The sequence below is a fragment of the Tessaracoccus defluvii genome (genome assembly GCF_014489575.1).
Lineage (GTDB): Bacteria > Actinomycetota > Actinomycetes > Propionibacteriales > Propionibacteriaceae > Arachnia > Arachnia defluvii.
In genome coordinates, this window is sequence record NZ_CP060789.1 from 2,802,309 (window position 1) to 2,824,515 (window position 22,207).

The following is a 22,207-nucleotide window of genomic DNA, read 5'->3' on the forward strand; positions in this document are numbered from 1 at the left end:
GCGGCGACCCTCCGCGTCAGGGGCCGGTCGCCGTCGAGCACGAATCTGGCACCGCCGGACACAAATCTGGTTCCGCCGGACACAACGCTGGCTCAAGCCGCCGCTACGGCGATATGCACACAGCCGCCGCTCAGCGGAGATTCGTGCACATCGAGCGGGCGGGGAAAGGGCGGCGAGGCCGGGATCCCGAGGACGGTGGCCCCGGGGCCCGGCCCTCCGGTCAGGATTTACTCGAGCGCGCCTTGTTCACCATGTCGAACGCGACCGCCACGATCAGCACCAGGCCCTTGATGACGAACTGCCACGACGGGTCCACGCCCATGATCGACAGCCCCATGTTCAGCACGCCCATGATGAGCGCGCCGATGATGGCGCCCGAGACCCGGCCGATGCCGCCCGTGACCGCTGCGCCGCCGATGAAGCAGGCCGCGATGGCGTCGAGCTCGTAGTTCTGGCCGGCTGCCGCGACCGCCGCGCCGGCGCGGGAGGTGACGACGACGGCGGTGAGGCCGCACAGCAGGCCCATGTTCACGAACAGCCAGAAGTTCGTCTTGCGGGTGTTGATACCCGACAGCTTCGCCGCGGCCAGGTTGCCGCCCATCGCGTAGATGTGGCGCCCGAAGATGGTGTTGCCCATCATCCACGCGTACAGGACGATCACGGCCCCGACGATCACCAGCACGTACGGAAGGCCGAGTTTCGAGTCGGCGATCCAGTAGGTGGCAAGCCCGATGAGCACGGTCAGGCCGATGAGCTTGACCAGCATCAGCGGGATCGGCTCGACCTCGAGCTTCCGGCGCGTATTGATGATGCGGCGACGCAGCGTGGAGAAGATGAGCGCCGCGATGGCGACCAGGCCGACGATGATGGTGAAGGCGTCGAGGTTGCCGATGAAGCCCGTCAACCCGGCGGCGCCGCCGTTGGAGATGCTGACGAACGACTGCTCGAAGCCCGCCCTCGTGGTGCCGACCAGCACCTGGGCGACGCCACGGAACATCAGCATGCCGCCCAGCGTGACAATGAACGCAGGCACACCGACGAACGCGACCCAGAAGCCCTGCCAGGCACCGATCAGCGCCCCGACGAGGAGCGCCACGACGACGGCGAGCGCCGGCGAGAGCCCCTGGTCGGCCATCAGCACGCCGATGACGCCGCCGACCGCGGCCACCACCGAGCCCACCGACAGGTCGATGTGGCCCGCGACGATGACCATCAGCATGCCGACGGCGAGGATGAGCACGTAGGCGTTCTGCTGGACGAGGCTGGTGACGTTGTTCGGCTGCAGGAGCCGCCCCTCCGTCAACACCTGGAACAGCACGACGATCAGCACGAGGGCGGCCATGATGCCGTACTCGCGCATGGTGGTGCCGAAGCCGCCGAAGGCGCTCGGCTTGGCCGTCGTTGTCGCTGTGGTCATGCTCGCGCCGCCTCCATCGTCATCAGTTCCATGAGCGACTCCTGTGTCGCCTCCGCCCGGGCCACCTGCCCGGTGATGCGACCCTCGCTGAGCGCGTAGATGCGGTCGCAGACGCCGAGCAGTTCGGGCAGCTCGGACGAGATCACTATGACGCCGCGCCCGGTCGCGGCCAACTCGTTGATGATCTGATAGATCTCGTACTTCGCGCCGACGTCGATACCGCGCGTCGGCTCGTCGAGGATCAGCACCTCAGGCTCGGTGAACATCCACTTACTGAGGACGACCTTCTGCTGGTTGCCGCCCGACAGGTTGCCCACCCGCTGCTGGATCGACGACGACCGGATCCGCATCTTGTCGCGGTAGTCGCGGGCGACGGCGTTCTCGCGCGGCTTGTCGATGACGCCACGCCGGCTCACCTTCCGCAGCGCGGCACCGCTGATGTTGTGCCGGATCTCGGCGATCAGGTTGAGCCCGTACTTCTTCCGGTCCTCGCTCACGTAGGCCAGCCCGTTGGCGATGGCCCGCGGCACCGTCGACGTGTCGATCTGCCTGCCGTGCAGGTACACCTGTCCGGAGATCCGGGAGCCGTACTGGTGCCCGAACACGCTCATCGCGAGCTCGGTGCGCCCTGCCCCCATGAGGCCGGCGATGCCGACCACCTCCCCTGCGCGGACGTCGAGGGCTGCGCCCTCGACGACGACACGGCTGGTGTCGTCGGGATGGTAGACGGTCCAGTCCTCCAGCCGGAGCAGCTCCTCGCCGATGGGGACGTCACGCTCGGGGAACCGGTTGTCGAGCGAACGGCCGACCATCGAGCGGATGATCCTCCCCTCCGTGACGCGGTCGGGCCCCGTCTGGGTGTTGTCCATGGACTCGACGACCGACCCGTCGCGCACGATGGTGATGGAGTCCGCGATGGCCATCACCTCGTTCAGCTTGTGGGAGATGATGATCTGCGTCATCCCCTCGGCCTTCAGGGTGCGCATCAGGCCGAGCAGGTGCGCGGAGTCCTCGTCGTTCAGCGCCGCGGTCGGCTCATCGAGAATGAGGAGCTTCACGTTCTTCGACAGCGCCTTGGCGATCTCGACCAGCTGCTGCTTGCCGACGCCGATGTCCTTGACGCGCGTGTCGGGGCGTTCCCGCAGGCCGACGCGGGCCAGCAGGTCGCGCGCCTCCCCGTTGGTCGCGGCCCAGTCGATGACGCCGGCGCGGGCCCGCTCGTTGCCCAGGAAGATGTTCTCGCCGATCGACAGGAACGGGGAGAGCCCCAGCTCCTGGTGGATGATGACGATGCCCTCCGCCTCGCTGTCACGCAGCGAGCGGAAGCGCATCTCGCGGCCCTCGAAGACGATCTCGCCCTCGTAGGTGCCGTAGGGGTAGAGCCCGGAGAGGACGTTCATGAGGGTCGACTTGCCTGCGCCGTTCTCGCCGCAGATCGCGTGGATCTCCCCCTCGACGACGTCCATGGTGACATCGCCGAGGGCGCGGACCGGTCCGAACGTCTTGCCAATCGCCTGCATGCGCAGGATGGGATCGGACATGCCTCACTCCCTTCCTCTCCGGGCCGCTACTCAGAGACCCAGGTCGGCCTTCGTGTAGAAGCCCGACTCGACGAGTGCGCTCTCGACGGTGTCCTTCGTGACGACCTGCGGCTCGACGAGGAAGGTGGGAACGACCTTCACTCCGTTGTCGTAGGTCTTCTCGTCGTTGACCTCGACCGTCTGCCCGTTCAGCAGCTGGTCGATCATCATCGCGACGCGCTCTCCGAGCTTACGCGTGTCCTTCCACACCGTCATGGACTGCTTGCCGGCGAGCATGGCCTTCACGTTGGCGAGGTCTGCGTCCTGCCCGGTGACCAGGGGCCAGTCGGTGCCGACCTTGTAGCCGGCACCCTCGAGGGCCTGCTCGATGCCGAGGGCGAGCGAGTCGTTCGGGGACAGGACGATGTTGACCTTCTTGCCCGCGTAGAAGGAGTTGAGACGGTTCTCCATCTCGGCCTGGGCGGTCTCCGACTTCCAGGCCTGGATGCCGATGTTGGTCCACTCCTCGTTCGACTTGGGGGCCTTGCCGGAGGGGACGGTGAACTCGCCGCTCGTGACCTTCTCGCCGATGAGGTCCCAGGCGCCCGAGAAGAAGAACTTCGCGTTGTTGTCGTCGGGGACCCGGCGAACGGCTCAAGGTTGATGCTGCCGTCGGCGCCCTTGAAGTTCGCGGCGTTGTCGAGGATGAACTGGCCCTGGAGCTGGCCCACCTTGTAGTTGTCGAACGTGGCGTAGTAGTCGACGTTCGCGGAGCCGTTGATGAGGCGGTCGTAGGCGATGACCTTGCAGCCCGCGTCGGCGGCCTGCTGGAGGATCGGGCCGAGCGCCGTGCCGTCGATCGAGGCGATGACGACGACCTTCGCGCCGTCGTTGATCATGTTCTGGACCTGGTTGTTCTGCTGGTCCTGCTTGTTGTCGGCGTACTGGAGGCTGGTCTTGAAGCCGGCGTCGCCGAGGAGCTTCTCGAGGTTGGCGCCGTCGCGGTTCCAGCGCTCCAGGCTCTTGGTGGGCATCGCGATGCCGATGAGTGCACCGGCCGCGCCGCCACCGGTCGCGCTGCCGCTCGAGGTGGGCTTCGCCGAGCCGGACGACGTGGGGGTGCTGGTGCCGCCTCGCTCGCCGCTGCAGGCGGCGAGCGTGCCGACGGCCACAGCCGCCACGGACATGGAAAGCAGGTTGCGACGTGAGATCTGCATGGGAGTGTCCCTTCTGGTGACAACTGCGTCACCGATGTGCCGGTGCCGCCCTTGGCCACCTGGCTTTGTTGCAACAAACTACTTAACGATGGGCGCGAGTCAAGCAAGAAACGGTCACAAGCCGATAACGATTCCGTAAACGTCCCCCGTCCGAGGGGTCCCCGCCGCAATCGACCCCCACCCCCTCCCCCTCTACGACCGGGCGTAGTATCACGTTGTGACGGCACAGGCGCCGTCCATGGCGGCGACGATGCCGCCGGAGAACCTGTTTCACAGGAGATGTCATCGTGGACACAGTTGAATCGAGTCCGATCCGATCCACCCGCAGAACACGCCTACTCGCCGCCCTCGCCCCCGTCGCGCTGCTCCTGGCAGGCTGCTCGGGCGGCGGAGCCGCCGGCGACAAGCCCCACGTCGGTGGTGAGGCCAACCTGCAACTCCCCGACCTCGGCTCTGTGACGTTCCTCGGGATGCCGGGCAACGTGCTGCTCTCGCTGGGATTGATCGTCTGCGCGCTGGGCCTCGGCTTCGGGCTCATGACCTACCGTCAGCTGAAGCGCATGCCGGCCCACCAGGCCATGCGGGAGATCTCGGACCTCATCTACTCGACCTGCAAGGCGTACCTGCGCCAGCAGGGCAAGTTCCTGCTCCTCCTGTGGGCGTTCATCGCCACGATCATCGTCGTCTACTACCTGTCGTTGGGCTTCGGCTTCGCCAAGACATCGATCGTCATCGGCTTCTCGCTGATCGGCATGGCCGGCTCCTACGGCGTCGCCTGGTACGGCATCCGCGTCAACACGCTCGCCAACGCCCGCACCGCGCACGCCTCCCTCGGCGGCAAGCCGTTCCCGTGCCACGACATCCCCCTGCGCTCCGGCATGAGCATCGGCATGGTGCTCATCTCCGTCGAGCTCGCCATGATGCTGATCATCCTGGTCATGCTGCCGGGCGAGATCGCGGGCGCCTGCTTCATCGGCTTCGCCATCGGCGAGTCGCTCGGAGCCTCCGCGCTGCGCATTGCGGGCGGCATCTTCACCAAGATCGCCGACATCGGCGCCGACCTCATGAAGATCACCTTCGGCATCAAGGAGGACGACGCACGCAACCCCGGCGTCATCGCCGACTGCACCGGTGACAACGCCGGCGACTCCGTCGGCCCGTCCGCCGACGGCTTCGAGACCTACGGCGTGACCGGCGTCGCGCTCATCACGTTCATCCTCGTCGGCGTCCACGACCAGACCCTGCAGATCCAGCTCCTGGTGTGGCTCTTCGTCATCCGCGCCGTCATGGTCGTCGCCTCCGGCATCTCGTACTACATCAACAGCGCGATCACCCGCGCCCGCTACCGCGACGCCAACGACATGGACTTCGAGCAGCCGCTGACGCTGCTCGTGTGGATCACCTCGGTCGTCTGCGTCCTGTCCACCTTCGCCACGTCGTTCCTCCTGATCGGCGACATCGGCAACGGCCTGTGGTGGAAGCTGTCGATGATCGTCACCTGCGGCACGGTCGCCGGCGCGCTCATCCCCGAGCTGGTCAAGGCGTTCACCTCGACCAAGTCGCGGCACACCCGGGAGGTCGTCGTCTCCTCCAACAAGGGCGGCGCCTCGCTCGGCATCCTGTCCGGCCTCGTCGCCGGCAACTTCTCCGCCTACTGGATCGGCATGGCGATAACGGGCCTCATGGCCATCTCGCTGTGGATCAGCTCGCTCGGCTTCGCCGACCTGATGCTCGCCCCGGCCGTCTTCGCCTTCGGCCTCGTGGCCTTCGGCTTCCTCGGCATGGGGCCGGTCACGATCGCCGTCGACAGCTACGGGCCGGTCACCGACAACGCCCAGTCCGTCTTCGAACTCTCCACGATCGAGGACGGCCGCTCCAACGACGACCTCGCCGCCGAGTTCGGCCACACGCCCGACTTCGAGAAGGCGAAGTTCCTGCTCGAATCGAACGACGGCGCGGGCAACACGTTCAAGGCGACCGCCAAGCCGGTGCTGATCGGCACCGCCGTCGTCGGCGCGACCACGATGATCTTCTCGATCATGATGGGGCTCACCGGCGGCCTGACGCAGGACGTGGACAAGCTGTCTCTGCTGCACGCGCCGTTCCTGCTCGGCATGCTGGTCGGTGGCGCGGTGATCTACTGGTTCACCGGCGCGTCCACCCAGGCGGTCACCACGGGTGCCTACCGCGCCGTCGAGTTCATCGGCGACAACATCAACCTCGACAGCGGCGCCGACCGCGCGAGCGCTGAGGACTCGTCCAAGGTCGTCGAGATTTGCACCCGCTACGCGCAGAAGGGCATGTTCAACATCTTCCTCGGCGTGTTCTTCGCCACCCTGGCCTTCGCCTTCGTGGAGCCGTTCTTCTTCATCGGCTACCTCATCGCGATGGCGCTGTTCGGCCTCTACCAGGCCATCTTCATGGCGAACGCCGGCGGCGCCTGGGACAACGCCAAGAAGCTGGTCGAGGTCGACCTGGCCGCCAAGGGCACTGCCCTGCACGAGGCGACGATCGTCGGCGACACCGTCGGCGATCCGTTCAAGGACACCTCCTCGGTGGCCCTGAACCCGGTGATCAAGTTCGCGACGCTGTTCGGCCTGCTGGCCGTCGAGCTCGCGGTGCTGCTGCGCTTCGAGTTCGGCAACGTGCTCACCGGCATCCTGGCCGCGGTGTTCCTGCTGGCCTCCATGGTGTTCGTCTACCGCTCCTTCTACGGGATGCGGATCGACGAGCGGATGGAGGACATGACCATCGAGGGCAGGGCCGCCGAGCCGACCGAGCTGGTCACCGCCTCCTGACCCCCTCCCGTCGACGCCCCGCGGCTCAGCTGCGGGGCGTCGTCGCGTCCAGGCGGACGGCGAGGTTGCGGGCGAAGAACGCGACGACGACGAGGAAGGCCAGCGCCCACGCGGCCTGCGCGTTGCCGATCAGCTGCTGCCACCAGGTCCACTCGAGTTCGGCGAGGTGCGGCTCGTACGGCATCGCCCAGATGATCCGCGTGAGGAAGATGAAGAAGCCCGCAGCGGCGGTCACCCACAGCGTGCGGCTGCCGCTGCGGTGGGCCCAGACCACGAGCAGGATCAGCGCCGGCACCGCCCACACGAAGTGGTGGGACCAGGAGACGGGGGAGGCGAGCAGCGAGTAGGCGGCCATCGTCAGCATGGCCGCGACGTCGTGGCCGCCGCGGAACAGCCAGGCCATCACGGCCAGCAGCGACAGGCCGATCACGGCGCACAGGGCGAACCAGACGAGCCCGCCGCCGTCGCTCAGCCCGAGCCGGACGAGGACGCCGTTGAGGGACTGGTTGGAGACGTAGGCCAGGGTGCCGACGCGGCTCGGGTCGACGATGGCGCTGGTCCAGAACGTGACGGCGTCGTCGAAGGTGACCACGAAACCGATCCCCGTGTACAGCAGCGCCGAACCGACGCCCATGGCCAGGGCCCGCCAGTCGCGGCGGACGAGGAAGTAGGCGAGGAACACGGCGGGGGTCAGCTTGATGGCCATGGCCAGCCCGATCAGCGAGCCCTGCCACCATTTCCCGCGGCCGACGACGACGTCGACGACCACCAGCGTCATCAGGAAGACGTTGACCTGGCCGTACATGCTCGTCTCCCACACCGGCCCCATGGGCAGGAGGACGGCGAACGCGGCCAGCGCCGCCCAGCGCAGCGCGTCGCCGCGCAGCGACGTCACGTCCCGCAGCACGAGCCGCACCACCACGAACAGGCAGGCGACGGTGGCGGCCGCGAACAGGAAGTTGGCCACCTGGTACGGCAGCAGCGCGACCGGGGCGAACAGCATCGCGGCGATGGGCGGGTAGGTGAAGGGCAGGTTGGCGCCGATCTGCGTGTCGGGAAGCCGGCCGTAGATCTCGCCGCCCTCCAGGAACACCCGGCCGCCGAGCCGGTACACGTCGAGGTCGATGCGGTACGGCAGGAACGCCTGCACCGTCGGGATGCCGAAGATCAGGACGTAGGCCCCCGCGACGATCGCCACGACGACGGCGACCCGGGCCACCCGCGACGCCAGCAGCGTGCGCACGGGCCACGGATGGGCAAGCTCTGACATCGAGGTCCTTCCTCGTCGGGGGCGGCCCCCATCATCCCCGCCCGGCCCGGCGAACCAACCGGGGCCACCCGGACAGCCGGTAGGCTCGCCGCCATGACCAACATGAACGAGAAGCCCGAGGTCGACTTCCCGGTGGGCGAGCCGCCGCTCGACCTGGAGATCGTCGACATCGTCGAGGGCGACGGCGCAGAGGCCAAGGCCGGCGACGTCGCGCACGTCCACTACGTGGGTGTCACCTTCAGTGGTGGCGAGGAGTTCGACTCCTCGTGGAACCGCGGCGCCCCGCTGTCCTTCCCGCTCGGCGCAGGTCGCGTCATCCAGGGCTGGGACCAGGGCATCCAGGGCATGAAGATCGGCGGCCGCCGGAGGCTCACGATCCCGGCCCACCTGGCCTACGGCGAGCGCGGCGCGGCCGGCGTCATCGCGCCGGGCGAGACCCTGATCTTCGTCTGCGACCTCGTCGGCCTCAACTGACCGAACCCGACCTCCGGGCCGTGCCCCCAACGCGGGGCACGGCCCGTCCCGTTCCCAGCCGGTAGCCTGGCGGGGTGAGTATCACCTGTCGGCCCATCAGCAGCGAGCGGCACCTGGACTTCATCGTCTCCCGCGGCGCCGCCTCGTTCCTCCAGACGCCCGCGTGGGCGCGCGTGAAGAAGGACTGGCGCGGCGAGAGCGTCGGGTTCTTCGACGGCGACAACCTGACCGGCGTCGGGCTCGTCATGTACCGCCAGCTGCCGAAGCTGAAGCGCTACCTCGCCTACCTGCCCGAGGGCCCCGTGCTCGACTGGGCCCGGTCGGACGTCGACGCGCATCTGCAGGCGCTCGTGGCCTTCGCCAAGGAGCGCAGGGCGTTCGCGGTGCGGATCGGCCCCGCCTTCGCGCACCGCCGCTGGCTGCCGGCCACCATCAAGGCCGCCATCGCCGACGACACCGTCACCCGACTGTCCCAGGTGGAGCCCGACGAGACGGTGCTGGTCGGCACCCGGGTGCGCCACCAGCTGCTGCATCTCGGCTGGACGACCGACGAGACCGGCCACGGCTTCGCCGCCGGCCAGCCCATGTTCAACTTCCAGCTCCCGCTGCGTTCCGCCGACGGCACCCAGCTCACCGAGGCCGAGCTCCTCAAGGGCATGAACCAACTGTTCCGCCGCAACATCAAGAAGGCCGCCAAGGAGGGCGTCGAGGTGCGCCTCGGCACCCGCGCCGAGCTGGCCGACTTCCACCGCATCTACCTGGAGACGGCGCAGCGTGACGGCTTCACGGGCCGCGCCCTGGCCTACTTCGAGGAGATGTGGGACGCCCTCAACGCCGAGGATCCGGACAGGATGCGCCTCTACCTGGCCGAACACGACGGCGACCTGGTCGCCGCGACGACCATGGTGCGGGTCGGCACCCACGCCTGGTACTCGTACGGCGCCTCCACCAACACCAAGCGCGAGGTGCGCGGGTCGAACGCCATCCAGTGGCAGATGATCCGCGACGCGAACGCGGCCGGCTGCGAGGTCTACGACCTGCGCGGGATCACCGAGGGCGTCGGCGCCGACGACCCCGAGATCGGGCTGATCCAGTTCAAGGTGGGCACGGGAGGTCAGGCCGTCGCCTACCTCGGCGAGTGGGACTACGCGGTCAACCGGCCGCTGTATGCCGCGTTCAACCTGTACCTGAAGCGGCGGTGACCCGATGACCCTCACGCTGCGGATCGACCGTGCCCGCTGGGAGACCCACCAGCAGTCCCTGCTCGACGAGTCGCCGGGCCTCGTGCCGGTCGCCAAGGGCAACGGCTACGGCTTCGGGCTGCGGCTGCTCGCGCAGCGGGCCACCCGGCTCGGCGTCGACACGATCGCCGTCGGGATCGCGCAGGAGGTGGCGGAGGTCCGCGCCGGGGGTTCGCCGGCGACGTCGTCGTGCTCAACCCGTGGCGGCCCTTCGACGCGGCCGCGACCGCCCTGCTGGGCGAGGCGGGCGTGATCGCCACCGTCTCCCGAGCCGAGGACCTGCGCGCCCTGGCGGCCGCGCATCCCGGGACGCGCGTCATCGTCGAGCTCGAGACGTCGATGCACCGTCACGGGCTGGCGCCCGCCGACCTGACGGCGGCCGACCTCGACGGGATCGACCTGGTCGGCTGGGCGGTGCACCTGCCGGCGACCGGCTCAGCGACAGAGGCCAGGGCCCTGGCGTCGACGGCGCGCGCCGTCCGCCAGGCGCCGGTGTGGTTCTCCCACCTCGGCCTGGACGACTACCGCGCGCTGCGCGCCGAACTGGGCGACGAGGCCAGAATGCGGGTCGGGACACGCCTGTGGCTGGGAGACAAGGGCGCCTACACGACCCTCGCCGACGTGCTCGACGTGCACCGCATCGCCAAGGGCTCCCCGCTGGGCTACCACCAGGTGCAAGCTCCGCGCGACGGTTTCATCGTGATCGCCTCGGGCGGCACCGCCCACGGCGTCGCGATGGCCGCCCCGGTGCCGCAGCGCTCGCTCCGCCAGCGGGGCGTGACGGTGGCCCAGGGCGTCCTCGACGCCGTCGGCCGCACCCTGTCGCCCTACGAGATCGGCGGGAAGAAGCGTTCGTTCGCGGAACCGCCGCACATGCACTCGTCGATGATCTTCGTCCCCGGCCCCACGTGCCCGGTGGCGGTGGGCGATCGGATCCCGGTGACGACGAGGATGACGACCGTCACGGTCGACGCGATCGATCTGGCCTAGGCCGGCTCCGGACCCTCCGACGGAGCGGGCGCCTCGGGTTCCCCTGCCGGGGACCGATAGATGTCCTCCAGCGCGAACGGCCGTGCCGGCACCGCCGCGACCGGCTGCGGCTCCTCCACCGGCGGCAGTGGCACCAGCCGCTCCCGGCGGTTGAGTTCGCCGCCGATGGGGTCGGGCACGTCGGGGGTGCGGAGCCAGTCGCGCTGGGGCCTCGCCATGTCGATCACCGTCTCGGCGAGAATGTAGGCGGCGACGCTCCACCACGCGCCGATCGCGAGCCAGTAGAGCCCGTAGGGCCCCAGCTGGGCCGGGGTGAGGGCGCCGCCGATCCAGCCCCACACCGCCAGGTAGTACGCCACCTGCGTGACGGTGAGCGCGATCAGCTCGGGCCGGTAGGGACGGGCGAGCAGGACGGCCAGGAGGAGCCACAGCGCCGTCTGCGGCGGGAACGCAGGACCGAACAACGCCGTGGCCAGGATCACGGCCGCCACCAGCGACCCGACGCGCGGCCTGCGACGCGCCACGTAGAGGTAGGCGATCAGGCAGGCCAGCGCGAGCAGCAGCAGCACGAACGCCAGAGACCCCGCGTGCCGGATCGGCAGCCCGAACTGGCTGGCGAGGTACCACAGCGAGCCGTAGCTCAGCTCCTTGTTGATCTCGCCGTGGTAGAAGGCGTAGACGCGGTCGAAGCCGTTCAGCAGCAGCGGCAGGTGGACCGCGAGGAAGGTGGCCACGGCAGGGCCGGCGAACCGCAGCAGCGCGCCCCACCCGCCCCGCAACCCGCAGGCGACGGCCACCGCCAGCACGACCCCGATGGGCATCGTGCCCGCACACGCCGCGATCCCGAGCAGGATGCCCGCCTCCGGGGTGCGGCCCCGCGCGAACTGCACGAGCCCGACGGCGGTCAACGCCACCGGAATGAGGGTCCAGTCGATCAGCCCGACGGCGAGCACGATCGGCGAGCCCGCCACCACCACCGCCTCCCAGGAGGACCGGGCACGGTCGTCGCGGCCCAGCCGGGTGAACGCGAAGGCCAGGACCAGGAAGGCGATGAACAGGAGCACGACGGTGACGCCGAAGAAGGCGACGCTGGCGTCGATGGCGGGCTGCAGGTCGCCGTCCGTCGCCCTCTCGAGGCCGAACACAGCGAACACGATCCGGTTGACGATCAGGATGAGCGCCGCGATCAGCGGCGGGAAGGCCAGCGTCTCCGCCGTCAGCGGCGAGGCCCCGTCGCCGAGGCCCTGGCTCAGGTAGGTGACCTGGATATCGGAGTAGCAGGCGCGGATGTACGCGTTGATCGGGTTGGCCGCATCCACCTGCACGCACGGCACGTGCCGGAGGAAGAGCACCAGGAACAGCACCGTCGCGACGGGGAGCACCCACAGCAGCGGGGTGAACCACGGCCCGCGCGGGGCTGCGTGGCGGCCCATGGGCCCGCCGAATCCCGGCAGCATCGCGTTGATCACGGCCCAACTCTAGGCCAGCGCCACGGGGCGGTCCGGGCTACTGCTTCCCGGGCGGCGCGGTCCCCTGACCGCCGCCGTTCTGGCCGCCGTCGTTCTGGCCGCCTCCCCCGCCCTGGCCGTTGCCCGGCTCCTCAGGCTCCTGCGTCGGGGTCGGCGTGGGAGTGGGGGTCGGCGTGGGCGTCGGGGTGGGGGTGGGCTTCGGCTCCGGCGTCTCCGGTTCCTCGGTCGGGGTGGGGGTCGGCGTGGGCGTCGGGGAGGCCGAGGGGCTCGGGGAGGGACTCGCCGACGGGCTGGCCGACGGCGTGGCCGTCTCGCCACGCTCGGCCTCGATGTCGGTGGGCCTGTCGAAGTTCTCGACCGGCATGCCGTCGGTCGCCGTGGTCATGTAGTCGACCCACGTCATCAGCGGGTAGCTGGAGCCGAAGAACGTCGCGTCGCGCGGCCGCTTGTAGTCGTCGAGGTCCTCGTTGCCGCTGTCGCCGGCCACGTACATGACCGCGGTGGAGACCTGCTTCGTGTAGCCGACGAACCAGGCCGACGTGATGTCGTCGCCGACGCCGTTGGTGCCCGTCTTGCCCGCGACGGGGCGCCCCAGCGCCGACGCCTTGCGGCCGGTGCCCTCGTTGACGACGGAGGTGAGCGAGTCGGTGACGTTGGCGGCCACGTTGCGTTCGATCGTCTGTTCCCCGGTGGGACTCGCCTCGTAGACGAGGTTGCCCTCGCGGTCGTAGACCTTCGCGACGATGTGGGCCTCGTTGCGCTGCCCAGCGTTGGCGAAGGTCGCGTAGGCGTTGGCCATGTTGACGGGGCTGACCTCGGCCGCCCCAGCGCGATGCGGTTGTTGGCGTCCCAGCCGGGGCCGGTCGGGGCGCCCGCATCGTTGGCCGCCGTGATCACCTTGTTCGCGCCGTCGGGGATCTGCTCGGTGAGGTCGACGAAGGCGGTGTTGATGGAGTCGGCCGTCGCCCTGCGGAGGGTGACGGGACCGTACTGGTGGCCGAACTCGTTGCGGATCGTCTTGGTGTCGCCCCGGGGGGTGAACGTGTCGCCCTTGAGGATCGAGTCCAGCGAGAAGCCGTTGCGGAGGCCCGCGACGGTGGCGAAGGTCTTGAACGTCGAGGCCGCCGGGCGCGGCGTGGTGGCCCAGTTGCGCGAGCTGGCGACGTAGTCGTCCCCGCCGTACATGGCCAGGATGCCTCCCGTGGCGGTGTCGACGGAGCTGATCGCGACGTGCAGCTGGCTCGGGTCCTGGTCGCCCTTGGCGGCCTCGGCCGCCTCGACCCGGTACTTCTGGCCGGTGGCGACGGCGGCGTCCTGCATCGTCTTGTCGACGGTGGTCACGATCTTCAGGCCGCCGCCCTGGATCTCCGCCTCGGTGAAGCCCTTGTCGGCCAGTTCGTCCTCGACCTGCTTGATCAGGAAGCCCTTCGTGCCGCCGTAGCGGTTGTTGACGGACACCTCGGGGAAGGCAGGCAGGGCCGCGGCCGCGCGGTCGTGGTCGGCCTGCGTGATGGTGCCCATCGCGAGCATGCCGCCCAGCACGTAGCGGTAGCGCTCGAGCAGCCGGGCGAGCTTCTCCTCGCCGCCCGACGGGTTGAAGCCCGCCGGGTTGTTGAGGATGGCTGCCAGCGCGGCTGCCTCCTCCAGCGTCAGCTCGCGGGAGTCCTTGAGGAAGTAGGACTTGGCGGCGGCCTGGATGCCGTACGCGCCGCGGCCGAAGTAGATGGTGTTGAGGTAGCCCTCGAGGATCTGCTCCTTGGTGAGCTCGCGGCCCATCTTGATCGCGAGCATCAGCTCCTTGACCTTGCGGGAGAGCCGCTGGCCCGAGTCGAGGTAGTAGATCTTGATGTACTGCTGCGTGATGGTGGAGCCGCCCTGCAGCTCGCCGCCCGTGGCGATCGAGATAGCGCTGCGGGCGATGCCGGTGATGGAGAAGCCGGGATCGTCCCAGAACGAGCGGTTCTCCGCCGCGATGACGGCGTCCTTCATGAGCTGCGGCATCTGCTCGTAGTCGATGGTGACGCGGTTCTGCACCGCGAGCGACCCGAGCTGCGTCGTCTCGTCGTTGTAGTAGAGGAACGTCGTGTTGGTGTTGAAGTCGGCGTTGGCGTCGGGAAGGTCGGTCGACTGGTAGAGCCACACGAACCCGCCGAGCCCGGTGAGCCCCGCGATGATGAAGGCGACCAGCGCGGTCACCCCGATGCGCTTCCACACGCGTTTCGCGCGTGACTGCGTCTTCCGACCGCGCTTGTTCTTGGTCGTCTTCGCCATACCGGTACCTCGTCTGACCTGTCGATTGCCCTACCAGCGTAGGCGCGGACGCAACCCCGCCCTGTCCGACCGGGGTCGTTCCTGCCCCCTACCGGGGTGTCGGGCCCGGTCCACCCGCGGACGTAGCCGCCTGTGTCGCGTTGCCGACGGTGGTCATCTCGCCGTTGCGGATGTACCAGACGACCCCGTCCGCGTCGAGCACCTTCGTCACCCGGAGCCCCACCTCCTGGACGATCCCGGTGACCACACCGATGCGGACCTCGTCGCCGACCCCGAACTGGTCCTCCGACAGCATGAAGATGCCGGTCAGGTAGTCCCGCACCAGCGACTGGGCCCCGAAGCCGACGGCGACGCCGCCGATGCCGGCCGACGCAAGCAGCGGCCCCATCGGCACGCCCCAGATCGCCAGCGCGGTGAAGGCCGCGATCCCGCCGATGGTGACGTTGGCGATGTTGTTCAGCAGCGAACCCAGCGTCCGCATCCGCTGCGCCTGCCGCTCGAAGTTGACGCCTCCCGCCCGGACGAGCACCCCCGCAGCGCGTGCGCCCAGGTCGACGGCCTTCGGCTGGGTGATCAGCGCCACGCTGTGGCGGATGAGCAGCGTCAGCAGGAGCTTGGCAACGGCCGCGACCAGCAGCACCACGGCGGTGAGGATGAGGCGGTGGAGGGTGGAGTCCGGCATGCGCCACATTCTTCCAGCCCCTTGTTCCCGATTTCCGCTCCTGGCGGAGAGTCTTCGCCCACAGCGATCCGCCCTGTCGGTGCCGACCCGTCCGCTCCTAGGGTGACGGCCATGGCTCCCTCCTCCCGCCGCGCGACCGTCGAGACCTCCGTGGCCGCCCGCGCCGCCGACCTCTTCCGCTTCTCCACCCGCCTCTACGGGCATCCGGAGATCGGCTACCGCGAGTTCGCCTCCGTCGACGCCTTCGTCGCCCTGCTGACGGCGAACGGCCACTCCGCCGAGGTCGGCGTGGGCGGGATCCCGACGGCGTTCCGCGCCCACGCCGGCGCCACGGACGGCCCGCAGGTGGTGATCACCGCCGAATACGACGCGCTTCCGGGCGTCGGCCACGGCTGCGGCCACAACGTCATCGCGGCCTCGAGCCTCGGCGCCTTCCTGGCCGCGGCCGACGCGCTGGCCGCGGATCCGGCGCTGCCCGGCGGGGTGACGCTGCTCGGCACGCCCGCCGAGGAGGGCGGCGGCGGCAAGGAACTGCTGATCCAGGCGGGCGCCCTCGACGGGTTCGACGCCTCCGTGATGGTGCATCCGGGCGGCCACGACGTCGCCGCCGGCGAGTCGACGGCCAAGCGGCAGGTGGTGGCCACATTCCTCGGCCGGACGGCGCACGCGGCCGCCAACCCGCACCTGGGCCGCAACGCCCTCGACGCCGCCGTCACCGCCTACCAGGCCATCGCGCAGCTGCGGCAGCACATCGTGCCGACCGACCGGGTGCACGGCATCTTCCTCGACGGCGGCGCCCGGCCCAACATCGTCCCCGAGCGTGCCGTGCTCGAGTTCTTCCTCCGCTCCCGCACGATCGACGACCTCCTGGCCTTGTCGGAGCGGGTCGAGGCGGCCTTCCGCGGCGCCGCGCTGACGGCGGGCGTCGAGGTGGAGGTCGACTGGGACGTGGAGCCCGTCTATCTGCCCACGCGCCTCAACGAGCCGCTGGCGGCGGCCTTCGTGGCACACAGCGCCCCGCGCCGGGAGGTGTCGCTGTTCGGCGCGGCGGGCGGTGGCCTGGGCTCGACGGACGTCGGCAACGTCTCCCACCTGCTGCCGACCATCCAGCCGACCGTCGCCATCGGCGACCCGGGCATCCCCGGCCACTCCCGGGAGCGGGCCGACTCCACGCAGACCCCGGACGGCGAGCGCGCCATCCTCGACTCATCGGTCGCGCTGGCCCTCACCGCGCTGGAGGTGCTGACCGACGCCGACCTGGGGGACCGCGCCTGGGCCGCCTTCCGGGCCCAGGGCGATCCGGTCCGCGTCAGCGATCTCGTGCCGGCCCGTCCCTGGCCCGCCTTCCCCACCGACCCGACCACAAGGAGCAGCCATGAGTGCCATCCCGACCGACCTCGACCACATCGTCCTCGCCGGGCCCGACCTCGCCGCCGTGGTGGCCGGGTTCGAGCAGCTCACCGGCGTCCGGGGAGCCCCCGGCGGCAAGCACCCGACCGGCACCGAGAACCACCTCGTGGCCTTCACCGTCGGCGGGCGACGCACCCGCCACTACCTCGAGCTCATCGGCCCGACGGCCGGCGTGGAAGCGTCCGAGGTCGAGACGTTCGGGATCAGCCGCCGCAGCGGGCCGGGGGTGGCGACGTTCGCGATCCACCCCGCCGACGTCGACGCCGTCCACGCGGAGGCGTCGTCGGCCGGGGTGCGCCTGGGTGACCTGCGGCCCCTGTCGCGCAGGAAGCCCGACGGCGACCTGCTCGAGTGGCGCGTCTCCGGAGGCCCCGGACGCGACCCCGACCCGGCCGTCCCGTTCCTCATCGACTGGGCCGACACCCCGCACCCCGCGCTGGGTGACCTGCCGACGATCGAGCTGGTGTCGGTCACCGTCACCCACCCGGAGCCGGAGGCGCTGCGGGCCACCTATGCGGCGCTCGGCCTCGACGCCGACATCGTCGCCGGGCCGGCCCCCGCGATCAGCTTCACCGTCGTGGCCTCCGACGGCGGCCTCGTCACCGTCGCCTGACTCCCGGCGGGCGCCAAGTAGACTTGTCCCCCGTGCCCAGCCTGACCCGAGCCCAGAACAACGCGATGCAGGAACTGCTCCGCATCGCCCCGGTGATCGACGACCTCGGTCGCCTCTTCGGCGAGGCCGGACACAGTCTCTACCTCGTGGGCGGTTCGGTCCGCGACGCGCTGCTCGGCAGGCTGGGGCACGACCTGGACTTCACCACGTCCGCCCGACCCGACGAGACGCACGCCCTGCTGAAGGCCTTCACTCCGGCCACGTGGGACATCGGCCGGGACTTCGGCACCATCGGCGCCATCAAGCGCGACGGCGACCAGGAGTGGCAGATCGAGGTCACCACGTTCCGCGCCGACGTCTACCGCTCCGAGTCCCGCAAGCCGGAGGTGGCCTTCGGCGACACGATCGAGGGCGACCTGATCCGCCGTGACTTCACGGTCAACGCCATGGCCATCGACATCGCCAGCCGCGCGTTCGTCGACCCGTACGGGGGCCTCGAGGATCTCGCGGACGGTCTCATCCGGACGCCGTCGACGCCGGAGCGGAGCTTCTCCGACGACCCGCTGCGGATGCTGCGCGCCGCCCGCTTCGCCTCGCGGCTCGGGTTCTCCGTGGTGCCGGAGGTCGTCGCGGCCATGACCGACATGGCGGAGCGGATCTCGATCGTCTCCGTCGAGCGGATCCAGGGGGAGCTGACGGGGCTGCTGCTGACCGACTCGCCGCGCGAGGGCCTCGACCTGCTGGTGCGCACCGGACTGGCCGACCAGTTCCTGCCGGAGCTGCCCGCCCTGAAGCTGGAGATCGACGAGCACGCCCACCACAAGGACGTCTACGAGCACTCGCTGACCGTGCTCGATCAGGCCATCGAGCTGGAGAAGGCCCGCGGCCACGAACCCGACATCGTCAACCGGCTCGCCGCGCTGCTGCACGACATCGGCAAGCCAGCGACGCGCCGCTTCGAGGGGCCGAAGGTGACCTTCCATCACCACGACCTGGTCGGCGCGAAGCTGGTCCGCAAGCGGCTCAAGGCGCTGGCGTACCCGGGCGCCGTCGTGAAGTCGGTGGAGAAGCTCGTCGAGCTGCACCTGCGCTTCCACGGCTACTCCGACGGCGAGTGGAGCGATTCCGCGGTGCGCCGCTACGTCCGCGACGCCGGCGATGAGCTGGAACGCCTCCACATGCTGACCAGGGCCGACTGCACCACCCGCAACCGGCAGCGCGCGACCCGGCTGCGGCGGGCCTACGAGGAGCTCGAGTGGCGCATCGACGAGCTCGCCGCCCAGGAGGAGATCAGGTCGCTGCGTCCCCACCTCGACGGGACGCAGATCATGGCGGTCCTCGGCATCGGCGCCGGGCCGGAGGTCGGCGAGGCCTACCGATTCCTGCTGGAGCACCGCACCGAGCACGGCCCCATCCCCGAGGAGGACGCCGAGGCGCTGCTGCGTGACTGGTGGGCGGCCCGGCAGGGGTGATCAGCGGCGGAAGGTGACGCTGGACTCCCCCGCTGACGCGACGCAGTGGAAGAGACGGCTACCGGAGGCGAAGGCCGACTGCGAGGGCGGGATCACCGCGAACCCGACCTCGGCGGCGGACAGCGCCGCGTAGTCCTCGAAGCGTTTCCCCGTGCAGCCCGCCACGACGCTCTCGTCGCCGGCGACATCGTCGCTCGACAGCGACGCGATGTCGTCGGCAAGAGTGCCGATGGCGTAGGCCTCCCAGTGGTGCGGCGAGCTGCAGTCGACGCTGCGGGCGCTGACGACGCCGGCGATGTCGACGATCCCGCCGAAACACACCGGCGTCTCGGGAACGAGGATCTCCACACCGTCGGGTGAGGGCGACGGTGACGGCGACGGCGACGGGTCCGGGCTGGAGATCGGCGGGGTCACGGGCGGCGTGGCCGGCCTGCCCGCGGAGTCCGCGGCGTAGATGCCCGCGCCTCCCAGCAGCCCCCCGGCCAGGACGCTGGCCACGATGACGGGCCAGACGCGCCGCCGCTTCGGCGGGTGTGTGGGGGCGACGAACGCCACGGGTTGCATCGGCGGCTGCGGCAGCGACGCAGGCGGAGCGCTCGGCAGGCTGTCGGGGGTCTGGACCGGGAACCGGACCCGCTGCGCGTCGCTCGGCAGCATCCGTGTCACCTCGTGCCCGGCCAGGACGCCGTGGGGGCGGCCGAGCCGGCCGCGCAGCTCGAGCAGGGCCGCGTACAGCTGGGCTGCGTCAGCGAACCGGGCCTCCGGCTGGGGCGCTGCCGCCCGGCCGATGACGTCGAACAGTGCCTCGGCACCCCGGATGTGCGGGGCTGGCGGCAGGGGCCGGTAGAGGGACGCGATGATCTCGGCGACGCTCTGCGGCGAGCCGTCGTCGTTGTGGCGGGGCGCGACGCCGGTCAGCACCGCGTAGAGGGTCGCCCCCAGCGCCCACACGTCGGCCCGCTTGGACGGGGTCACCTGCTCGAACGCCTCGGGCGCGGCATAGGCGGGGGTGAGGGCCTCGAGGGTCACGGATGCGTCGCCGTGCGCGGGCAGGGCCGCCAGCCCGAAGTCACCCAGCCGCGGGATGCCGTAGGGGTCGATCAGGACGTTGGACGGCTTGATGTCGCGGTGCAGGATCCCCTTCTCGTGTGCGGCGGCCAGCGCCCCGGCCACCGCGATCCCCAACTCGACGACGTCGGCGGCCGGCAGCGGCCCGGTGCGCTTGACCAGCTGGCCGACGGAGCCGTTGTCACACAGCTCCATGACCAGGTAGGGCCGGTTGTCACGGGTGGTTCCGGCGTCGATGAGCGACACCACATGGGGGTGCGAGGAGATCAGCGCCGAGGCTGTCGCCTCCCGCAGGAAGCGGCGGCGGTTCCTGTCGTCGTCGAGGATGCGGCTGTCGATCTTCACCGCGACCAGGCGGTCGAGGGACCGCTGCCGGGCCCGGTACACGGTCGCGAAGCCGCCCTTGCCGATGGCCTCGCCGAGCTCGAACCCGGGCACGAGGTCCGGCGGTCCGTCGCTGGTCGGCTCTGCCACTGGCTCCTCCTTGCGGTCTGCGCCGAAGTGTAGCCAGCGAAGGGTTCCGGACCGGCTTGGTGAACCCCGCCCCCGAAACATATGAGGAGATGCTGCGCCTGTTCGCCAACCTGCGCGGGGCGATGGCGGAGCGGATCCATCGGGACGGCGCGCTGGGCCCCTCCGGATTCCTCCTGCTGTCACGCCTGGCCGAGGCCCCTCGCCGCGGCAGCGAGCTGAGCGGGCTTCTGGGGCTGGACCAGTCGACCGTCTCCCGGCAGGTGAAGGGCCTCTGCGAGGCCGGCCTCGTGGGCCGCGCCGCCGACCCGGAGGACGGCCGTGCCTACCGGATCGCCCTCACCGACAAGGGCCGTGACCTGCTGCGGGACGAGCGCCTGCGCCGCCTGCACGTCGTCGCCGAGGCACTCGAGCCCCTCTCGCCCGCGCAGCGCACCGAGCTCGCGTCGCTGCTCGACACCATCAACGCGACCCTCGAGGACCGCGGCGGACGCATCGGGAGCGACGAGCGTGTCTGACACCTCCACAGAGGACTTCCGCCTCTCCCCCGAGTCGCGTCGGGTCTCCATCGGGCTGATGATCGGCATGTTCGCCGCCTCGGTCAGCCAGACCATCGTCGGCCCCGCCATGCCCCGGATCGTCGCCGAGCTGGGCGGCATGGAGCACTACTCCTGGGTCGCCACCGCGGCGATGCTGATGTCGGCGGTCGTGGTGCCCATCGCAGGCAAGCTGTCCGACCTGTACGGCAGGCGCCCCTTCTTCCTCGCCGTCGCGATGGCGTTGCTCCCGGCGGACCCGCTCCGCACGACCCTCGAGGACGCCCGGCCGGGCTCCGCCGAGGAGCAGCGCGACTAGACTGACGCCATGTCCGTCCTGCGCACCGTCACGCTCAACACGGGCTATGACGACTACTACACGGTCAGCGGCCTCGACTGGGGTGGCGTCGGGAGCATGCACGCGTACCGCTCCGTCTGCTCCGGCAAGGGCATCAGCTGCGCGCGGGCGGCCCGCGCCCTCGGCCTCGACACCGTCGCCTACGGCCTGATCGGCCGCGGCGACGAGCCGGACTTCACCGCCCGGCTGGACGCGGAGGGGCTCGCGCACGCGATGCTCCCGGTCCCCGGACGGGCCCGTCACAACCTGACCCTCATCGACGGCGAGGGCGAACGGGTCGCCGCCCACTTCGTCGCCGCGGGCTACACCCTCGACGAGGAGGACATCGCGCCTCTCGCCGAACGCCTGCTCGGCGACATCGTCCCGGGCGACCTGGTGACCCTGAACGGTTCCCTCCCGGGCGGCCTGCCCGCCTCCACCTGGGCCGACCTCGCACTGGCGGCGCGGGCGCGCGGCGCCGAGGTGATCATCGACGCGCAGAAACTGGCGCTGACCGCCGCCCTCGGCGTCGGCGGACTGCTCGCGTTCAAACCCAACGAGACCGAGGTCCTGGCCATCCCGGCCGTCGCGGACGCCCCCGAGGCGGAGCGGCTCCGCGTCGCCCTGCGCCTCTTCGAGAGGGCGGGCGCGACGCTCCCGCTGGTGTCGCTGGGCGCAGACGGCGTCGCCGTCCTCATCGACGATGAGGCGCTGCACGGCAGCTGCCCCGTCGAGCGGCCCATCCAGTCCGTCATGGCTGGCGACACGTTCGTGGCCGGCCTCGCCTGGGGACGACTCGCGTCGGCCGACCGCCGCGACTGGGTGCGCCATGCCCTCGCCGCCGCCGCTGCCCACGTGGCGGGCAACGAGGGCGCCGACCTGCTGCCCGCGGCCAGAGACAACCTCGCCAGGGTGCGCTTCGAGCCGCTGCCCTGAGCGGCGGCGCCGCCG

General features: G+C 70.4%; 14 protein-coding genes and 4 pseudogenes. 10 read left to right on the plus strand and 8 right to left on the minus strand.

Annotation, left to right across the window (positions count from 1 at the left end; translation table 11 throughout):
* Nucleotides 1-220: 220 nt before the first annotated feature.
* The 3 genes and pseudogenes from mmsB to H9L22_RS20520 form a co-directional block, all read right to left on the minus strand.
* Nucleotides 221-1,417: a multiple monosaccharide ABC transporter permease gene (gene mmsB, locus H9L22_RS13340; protein WP_187720354.1), complete on the minus strand. Its 1,197-nt coding sequence runs from the start codon at nucleotides 1,415-1,417 to the stop codon at nucleotides 221-223.
* Nucleotides 1,414-2,958: a multiple monosaccharide ABC transporter ATP-binding protein gene (gene mmsA, locus H9L22_RS13345; RefSeq protein ID WP_187720355.1), complete on the minus strand. Its 1,545-nt coding sequence runs from the start codon at nucleotides 2,956-2,958 to the stop codon at nucleotides 1,414-1,416. Before mmsA ends, mmsB begins: the two co-directional genes overlap by 4 nt.
* A gap of 30 nt (nucleotides 2,959-2,988) precedes the next feature.
* Nucleotides 2,989-4,154, minus strand: a pseudogene (locus H9L22_RS20520) (substrate-binding domain-containing protein).
* 287 nt (nucleotides 4,155-4,441) lie between these two features.
* On the opposite strand from H9L22_RS20520, the gene H9L22_RS13355 reads away from it, so the two are divergent.
* Nucleotides 4,442-6,952 carry a sodium-translocating pyrophosphatase gene (locus H9L22_RS13355; RefSeq protein WP_187720356.1) on the plus strand — a complete coding sequence of 837 codons (2,511 nt, stop codon included), beginning with the start codon at nucleotides 4,442-4,444 and terminating at the stop codon, nucleotides 6,950-6,952.
* 25 nt (nucleotides 6,953-6,977) lie between these two features.
* Here H9L22_RS13355 and H9L22_RS13360 read toward each other — a convergent pair whose 3' ends face one another.
* A complete protein-coding gene (locus H9L22_RS13360; RefSeq protein WP_187720357.1) occupies nucleotides 6,978-8,222 on the minus strand; it encodes a glycosyltransferase 87 family protein in 1,245 nt (414 codons plus the stop codon).
* 102 nt (nucleotides 8,223-8,324) lie between these two features.
* Here H9L22_RS13360 and H9L22_RS13365 point away from each other — a divergent pair, with 102 nt between their 5' ends.
* From H9L22_RS13365 to H9L22_RS13375, 3 genes and pseudogenes are all read left to right on the plus strand, one after another.
* Entirely contained in the window at nucleotides 8,325-8,696 is a 372-nt protein-coding gene (locus H9L22_RS13365; RefSeq protein ID WP_187722699.1) for an FKBP-type peptidyl-prolyl cis-trans isomerase, read from the plus strand.
* 74 nt (nucleotides 8,697-8,770) lie between these two features.
* Complete coding sequence (locus tag H9L22_RS13370; protein ID WP_187720358.1) at nucleotides 8,771-9,898, plus strand: lipid II:glycine glycyltransferase FemX; 1,128 nt, start codon at nucleotides 8,771-8,773, stop codon at nucleotides 9,896-9,898.
* A 4-nt stretch (nucleotides 9,899-9,902) separates the two neighbouring features.
* Nucleotides 9,903-10,927 (plus strand): annotated as a pseudogene (locus tag H9L22_RS13375) (alanine racemase).
* On the opposite strand, the gene H9L22_RS13380 reads toward H9L22_RS13375, so the two are convergent.
* The 3 genes and pseudogenes from H9L22_RS13380 to H9L22_RS13390 all read right to left on the minus strand — a co-directional run bounded on the left by H9L22_RS13380 (nucleotide 10,924) and on the right by H9L22_RS13390 (nucleotide 15,349).
* Nucleotides 10,924-12,396 (minus strand): glycosyltransferase 87 family protein, encoded by a 1,473-nt coding sequence (locus H9L22_RS13380; protein WP_187720359.1) that lies wholly within the window; start codon nucleotides 12,394-12,396, stop codon nucleotides 10,924-10,926. The pseudogene H9L22_RS13375 and the gene H9L22_RS13380 sit on opposite strands and share 4 nt — an antisense overlap.
* A 37-nt stretch (nucleotides 12,397-12,433) precedes the next feature.
* Nucleotides 12,434-14,667: pseudogene (locus H9L22_RS20525) on the minus strand (transglycosylase domain-containing protein).
* Between the two features lie 88 nt (nucleotides 14,668-14,755).
* A complete protein-coding gene (locus H9L22_RS13390; protein WP_187720360.1) occupies nucleotides 14,756-15,349 on the minus strand; it encodes a mechanosensitive ion channel family protein in 594 nt (197 codons plus the stop codon).
* 111 nt (nucleotides 15,350-15,460) lie between these two features.
* Here H9L22_RS13390 and H9L22_RS19040 point away from each other — a divergent pair.
* From H9L22_RS19040 to H9L22_RS13400, 3 genes and pseudogenes are all read left to right on the plus strand, one after another.
* Nucleotides 15,461-16,480: pseudogene (locus H9L22_RS19040) on the plus strand (amidohydrolase); the annotation flags it as partial.
* Between the two features lie 244 nt (nucleotides 16,481-16,724).
* The gene (locus H9L22_RS13395) at nucleotides 16,725-17,372 is read left to right on the plus strand and encodes a VOC family protein (RefSeq protein WP_187720361.1); all 648 of its coding nucleotides are present in this window, start codon (nucleotides 16,725-16,727) and stop codon (nucleotides 17,370-17,372) included.
* Nucleotides 17,373-17,437: 65 nt separating this feature from the next.
* Nucleotides 17,438-18,844 (plus strand): CCA tRNA nucleotidyltransferase, encoded by a 1,407-nt coding sequence (locus H9L22_RS13400; protein ID WP_187722700.1) that lies wholly within the window; start codon nucleotides 17,438-17,440, stop codon nucleotides 18,842-18,844.
* On the opposite strand, the gene H9L22_RS13405 is transcribed toward H9L22_RS13400, so the two are convergent.
* On the minus strand, nucleotides 18,845-20,386 hold the full coding sequence (locus H9L22_RS13405) for a serine/threonine-protein kinase (RefSeq protein WP_226965860.1): 1,542 nt from the start codon (nucleotides 20,384-20,386) through the stop codon (nucleotides 18,845-18,847). It abuts the gene before it with no gap.
* 89 nt (nucleotides 20,387-20,475) lie between these two features.
* Between H9L22_RS13405 and H9L22_RS13410 the strand changes: the two genes are divergently transcribed.
* The 3 genes from H9L22_RS13410 to H9L22_RS13420 are packed head-to-tail and all read left to right on the plus strand — an operon-like array spanning nucleotide 20,476 to nucleotide 22,192.
* Complete coding sequence (locus tag H9L22_RS13410) at nucleotides 20,476-20,901, plus strand: MarR family winged helix-turn-helix transcriptional regulator (protein ID WP_187720363.1); 426 nt, start codon at nucleotides 20,476-20,478, stop codon at nucleotides 20,899-20,901.
* Nucleotides 20,894-21,238: an MFS transporter gene (locus tag H9L22_RS19045; RefSeq protein WP_226965861.1), complete on the plus strand. Its 345-nt coding sequence runs from the start codon at nucleotides 20,894-20,896 to the stop codon at nucleotides 21,236-21,238. The genes H9L22_RS13410 and H9L22_RS19045 overlap by 8 nt, the downstream gene beginning before the upstream one ends.
* A 9-nt stretch (nucleotides 21,239-21,247) precedes the next feature.
* Nucleotides 21,248-22,192: a 1-phosphofructokinase family hexose kinase gene (locus H9L22_RS13420; protein ID WP_187720364.1), complete on the plus strand. Its 945-nt coding sequence runs from the start codon at nucleotides 21,248-21,250 to the stop codon at nucleotides 22,190-22,192.
* The last annotated feature ends 15 nt before the right edge of the window (nucleotides 22,193-22,207 follow it).

Bases quoted from the DNA above. Each gene is read 5' to 3' on its own strand.
- H9L22_RS13390 (WP_187720360.1), bottom strand. From the start codon at position 15,349: ATGCCGGACTCCACCCTCCACCGCCTCATCCTCACCGCCGTGGTGCTG.
- H9L22_RS13395 (WP_187720361.1), top strand. From the start codon at position 16,725: ATGAGTGCCATCCCGACCGACCTCGACCACATCGTCCTCGCCGGGCCC.
- H9L22_RS13365 (WP_187722699.1), top strand. From the start codon at position 8,325: ATGAACGAGAAGCCCGAGGTCGACTTCCCGGTGGGCGAGCCGCCGCTC.
- H9L22_RS13410 (WP_187720363.1), top strand. From the start codon at position 20,476: ATGCTGCGCCTGTTCGCCAACCTGCGCGGGGCGATGGCGGAGCGGATC.
- H9L22_RS13420 (WP_187720364.1), top strand. From the start codon at position 21,248: ATGTCCGTCCTGCGCACCGTCACGCTCAACACGGGCTATGACGACTAC.
- mmsB (WP_187720354.1), bottom strand. From the start codon at position 1,417: ATGACCACAGCGACAACGACGGCCAAGCCGAGCGCCTTCGGCGGCTTC.
- H9L22_RS13360 (WP_187720357.1), bottom strand. From the start codon at position 8,222: ATGTCAGAGCTTGCCCATCCGTGGCCCGTGCGCACGCTGCTGGCGTCG.
- H9L22_RS13400 (WP_187722700.1), top strand. From the start codon at position 17,438: ATGCAGGAACTGCTCCGCATCGCCCCGGTGATCGACGACCTCGGTCGC.
- mmsA (WP_187720355.1), bottom strand. From the start codon at position 2,958: ATGTCCGATCCCATCCTGCGCATGCAGGCGATTGGCAAGACGTTCGGA.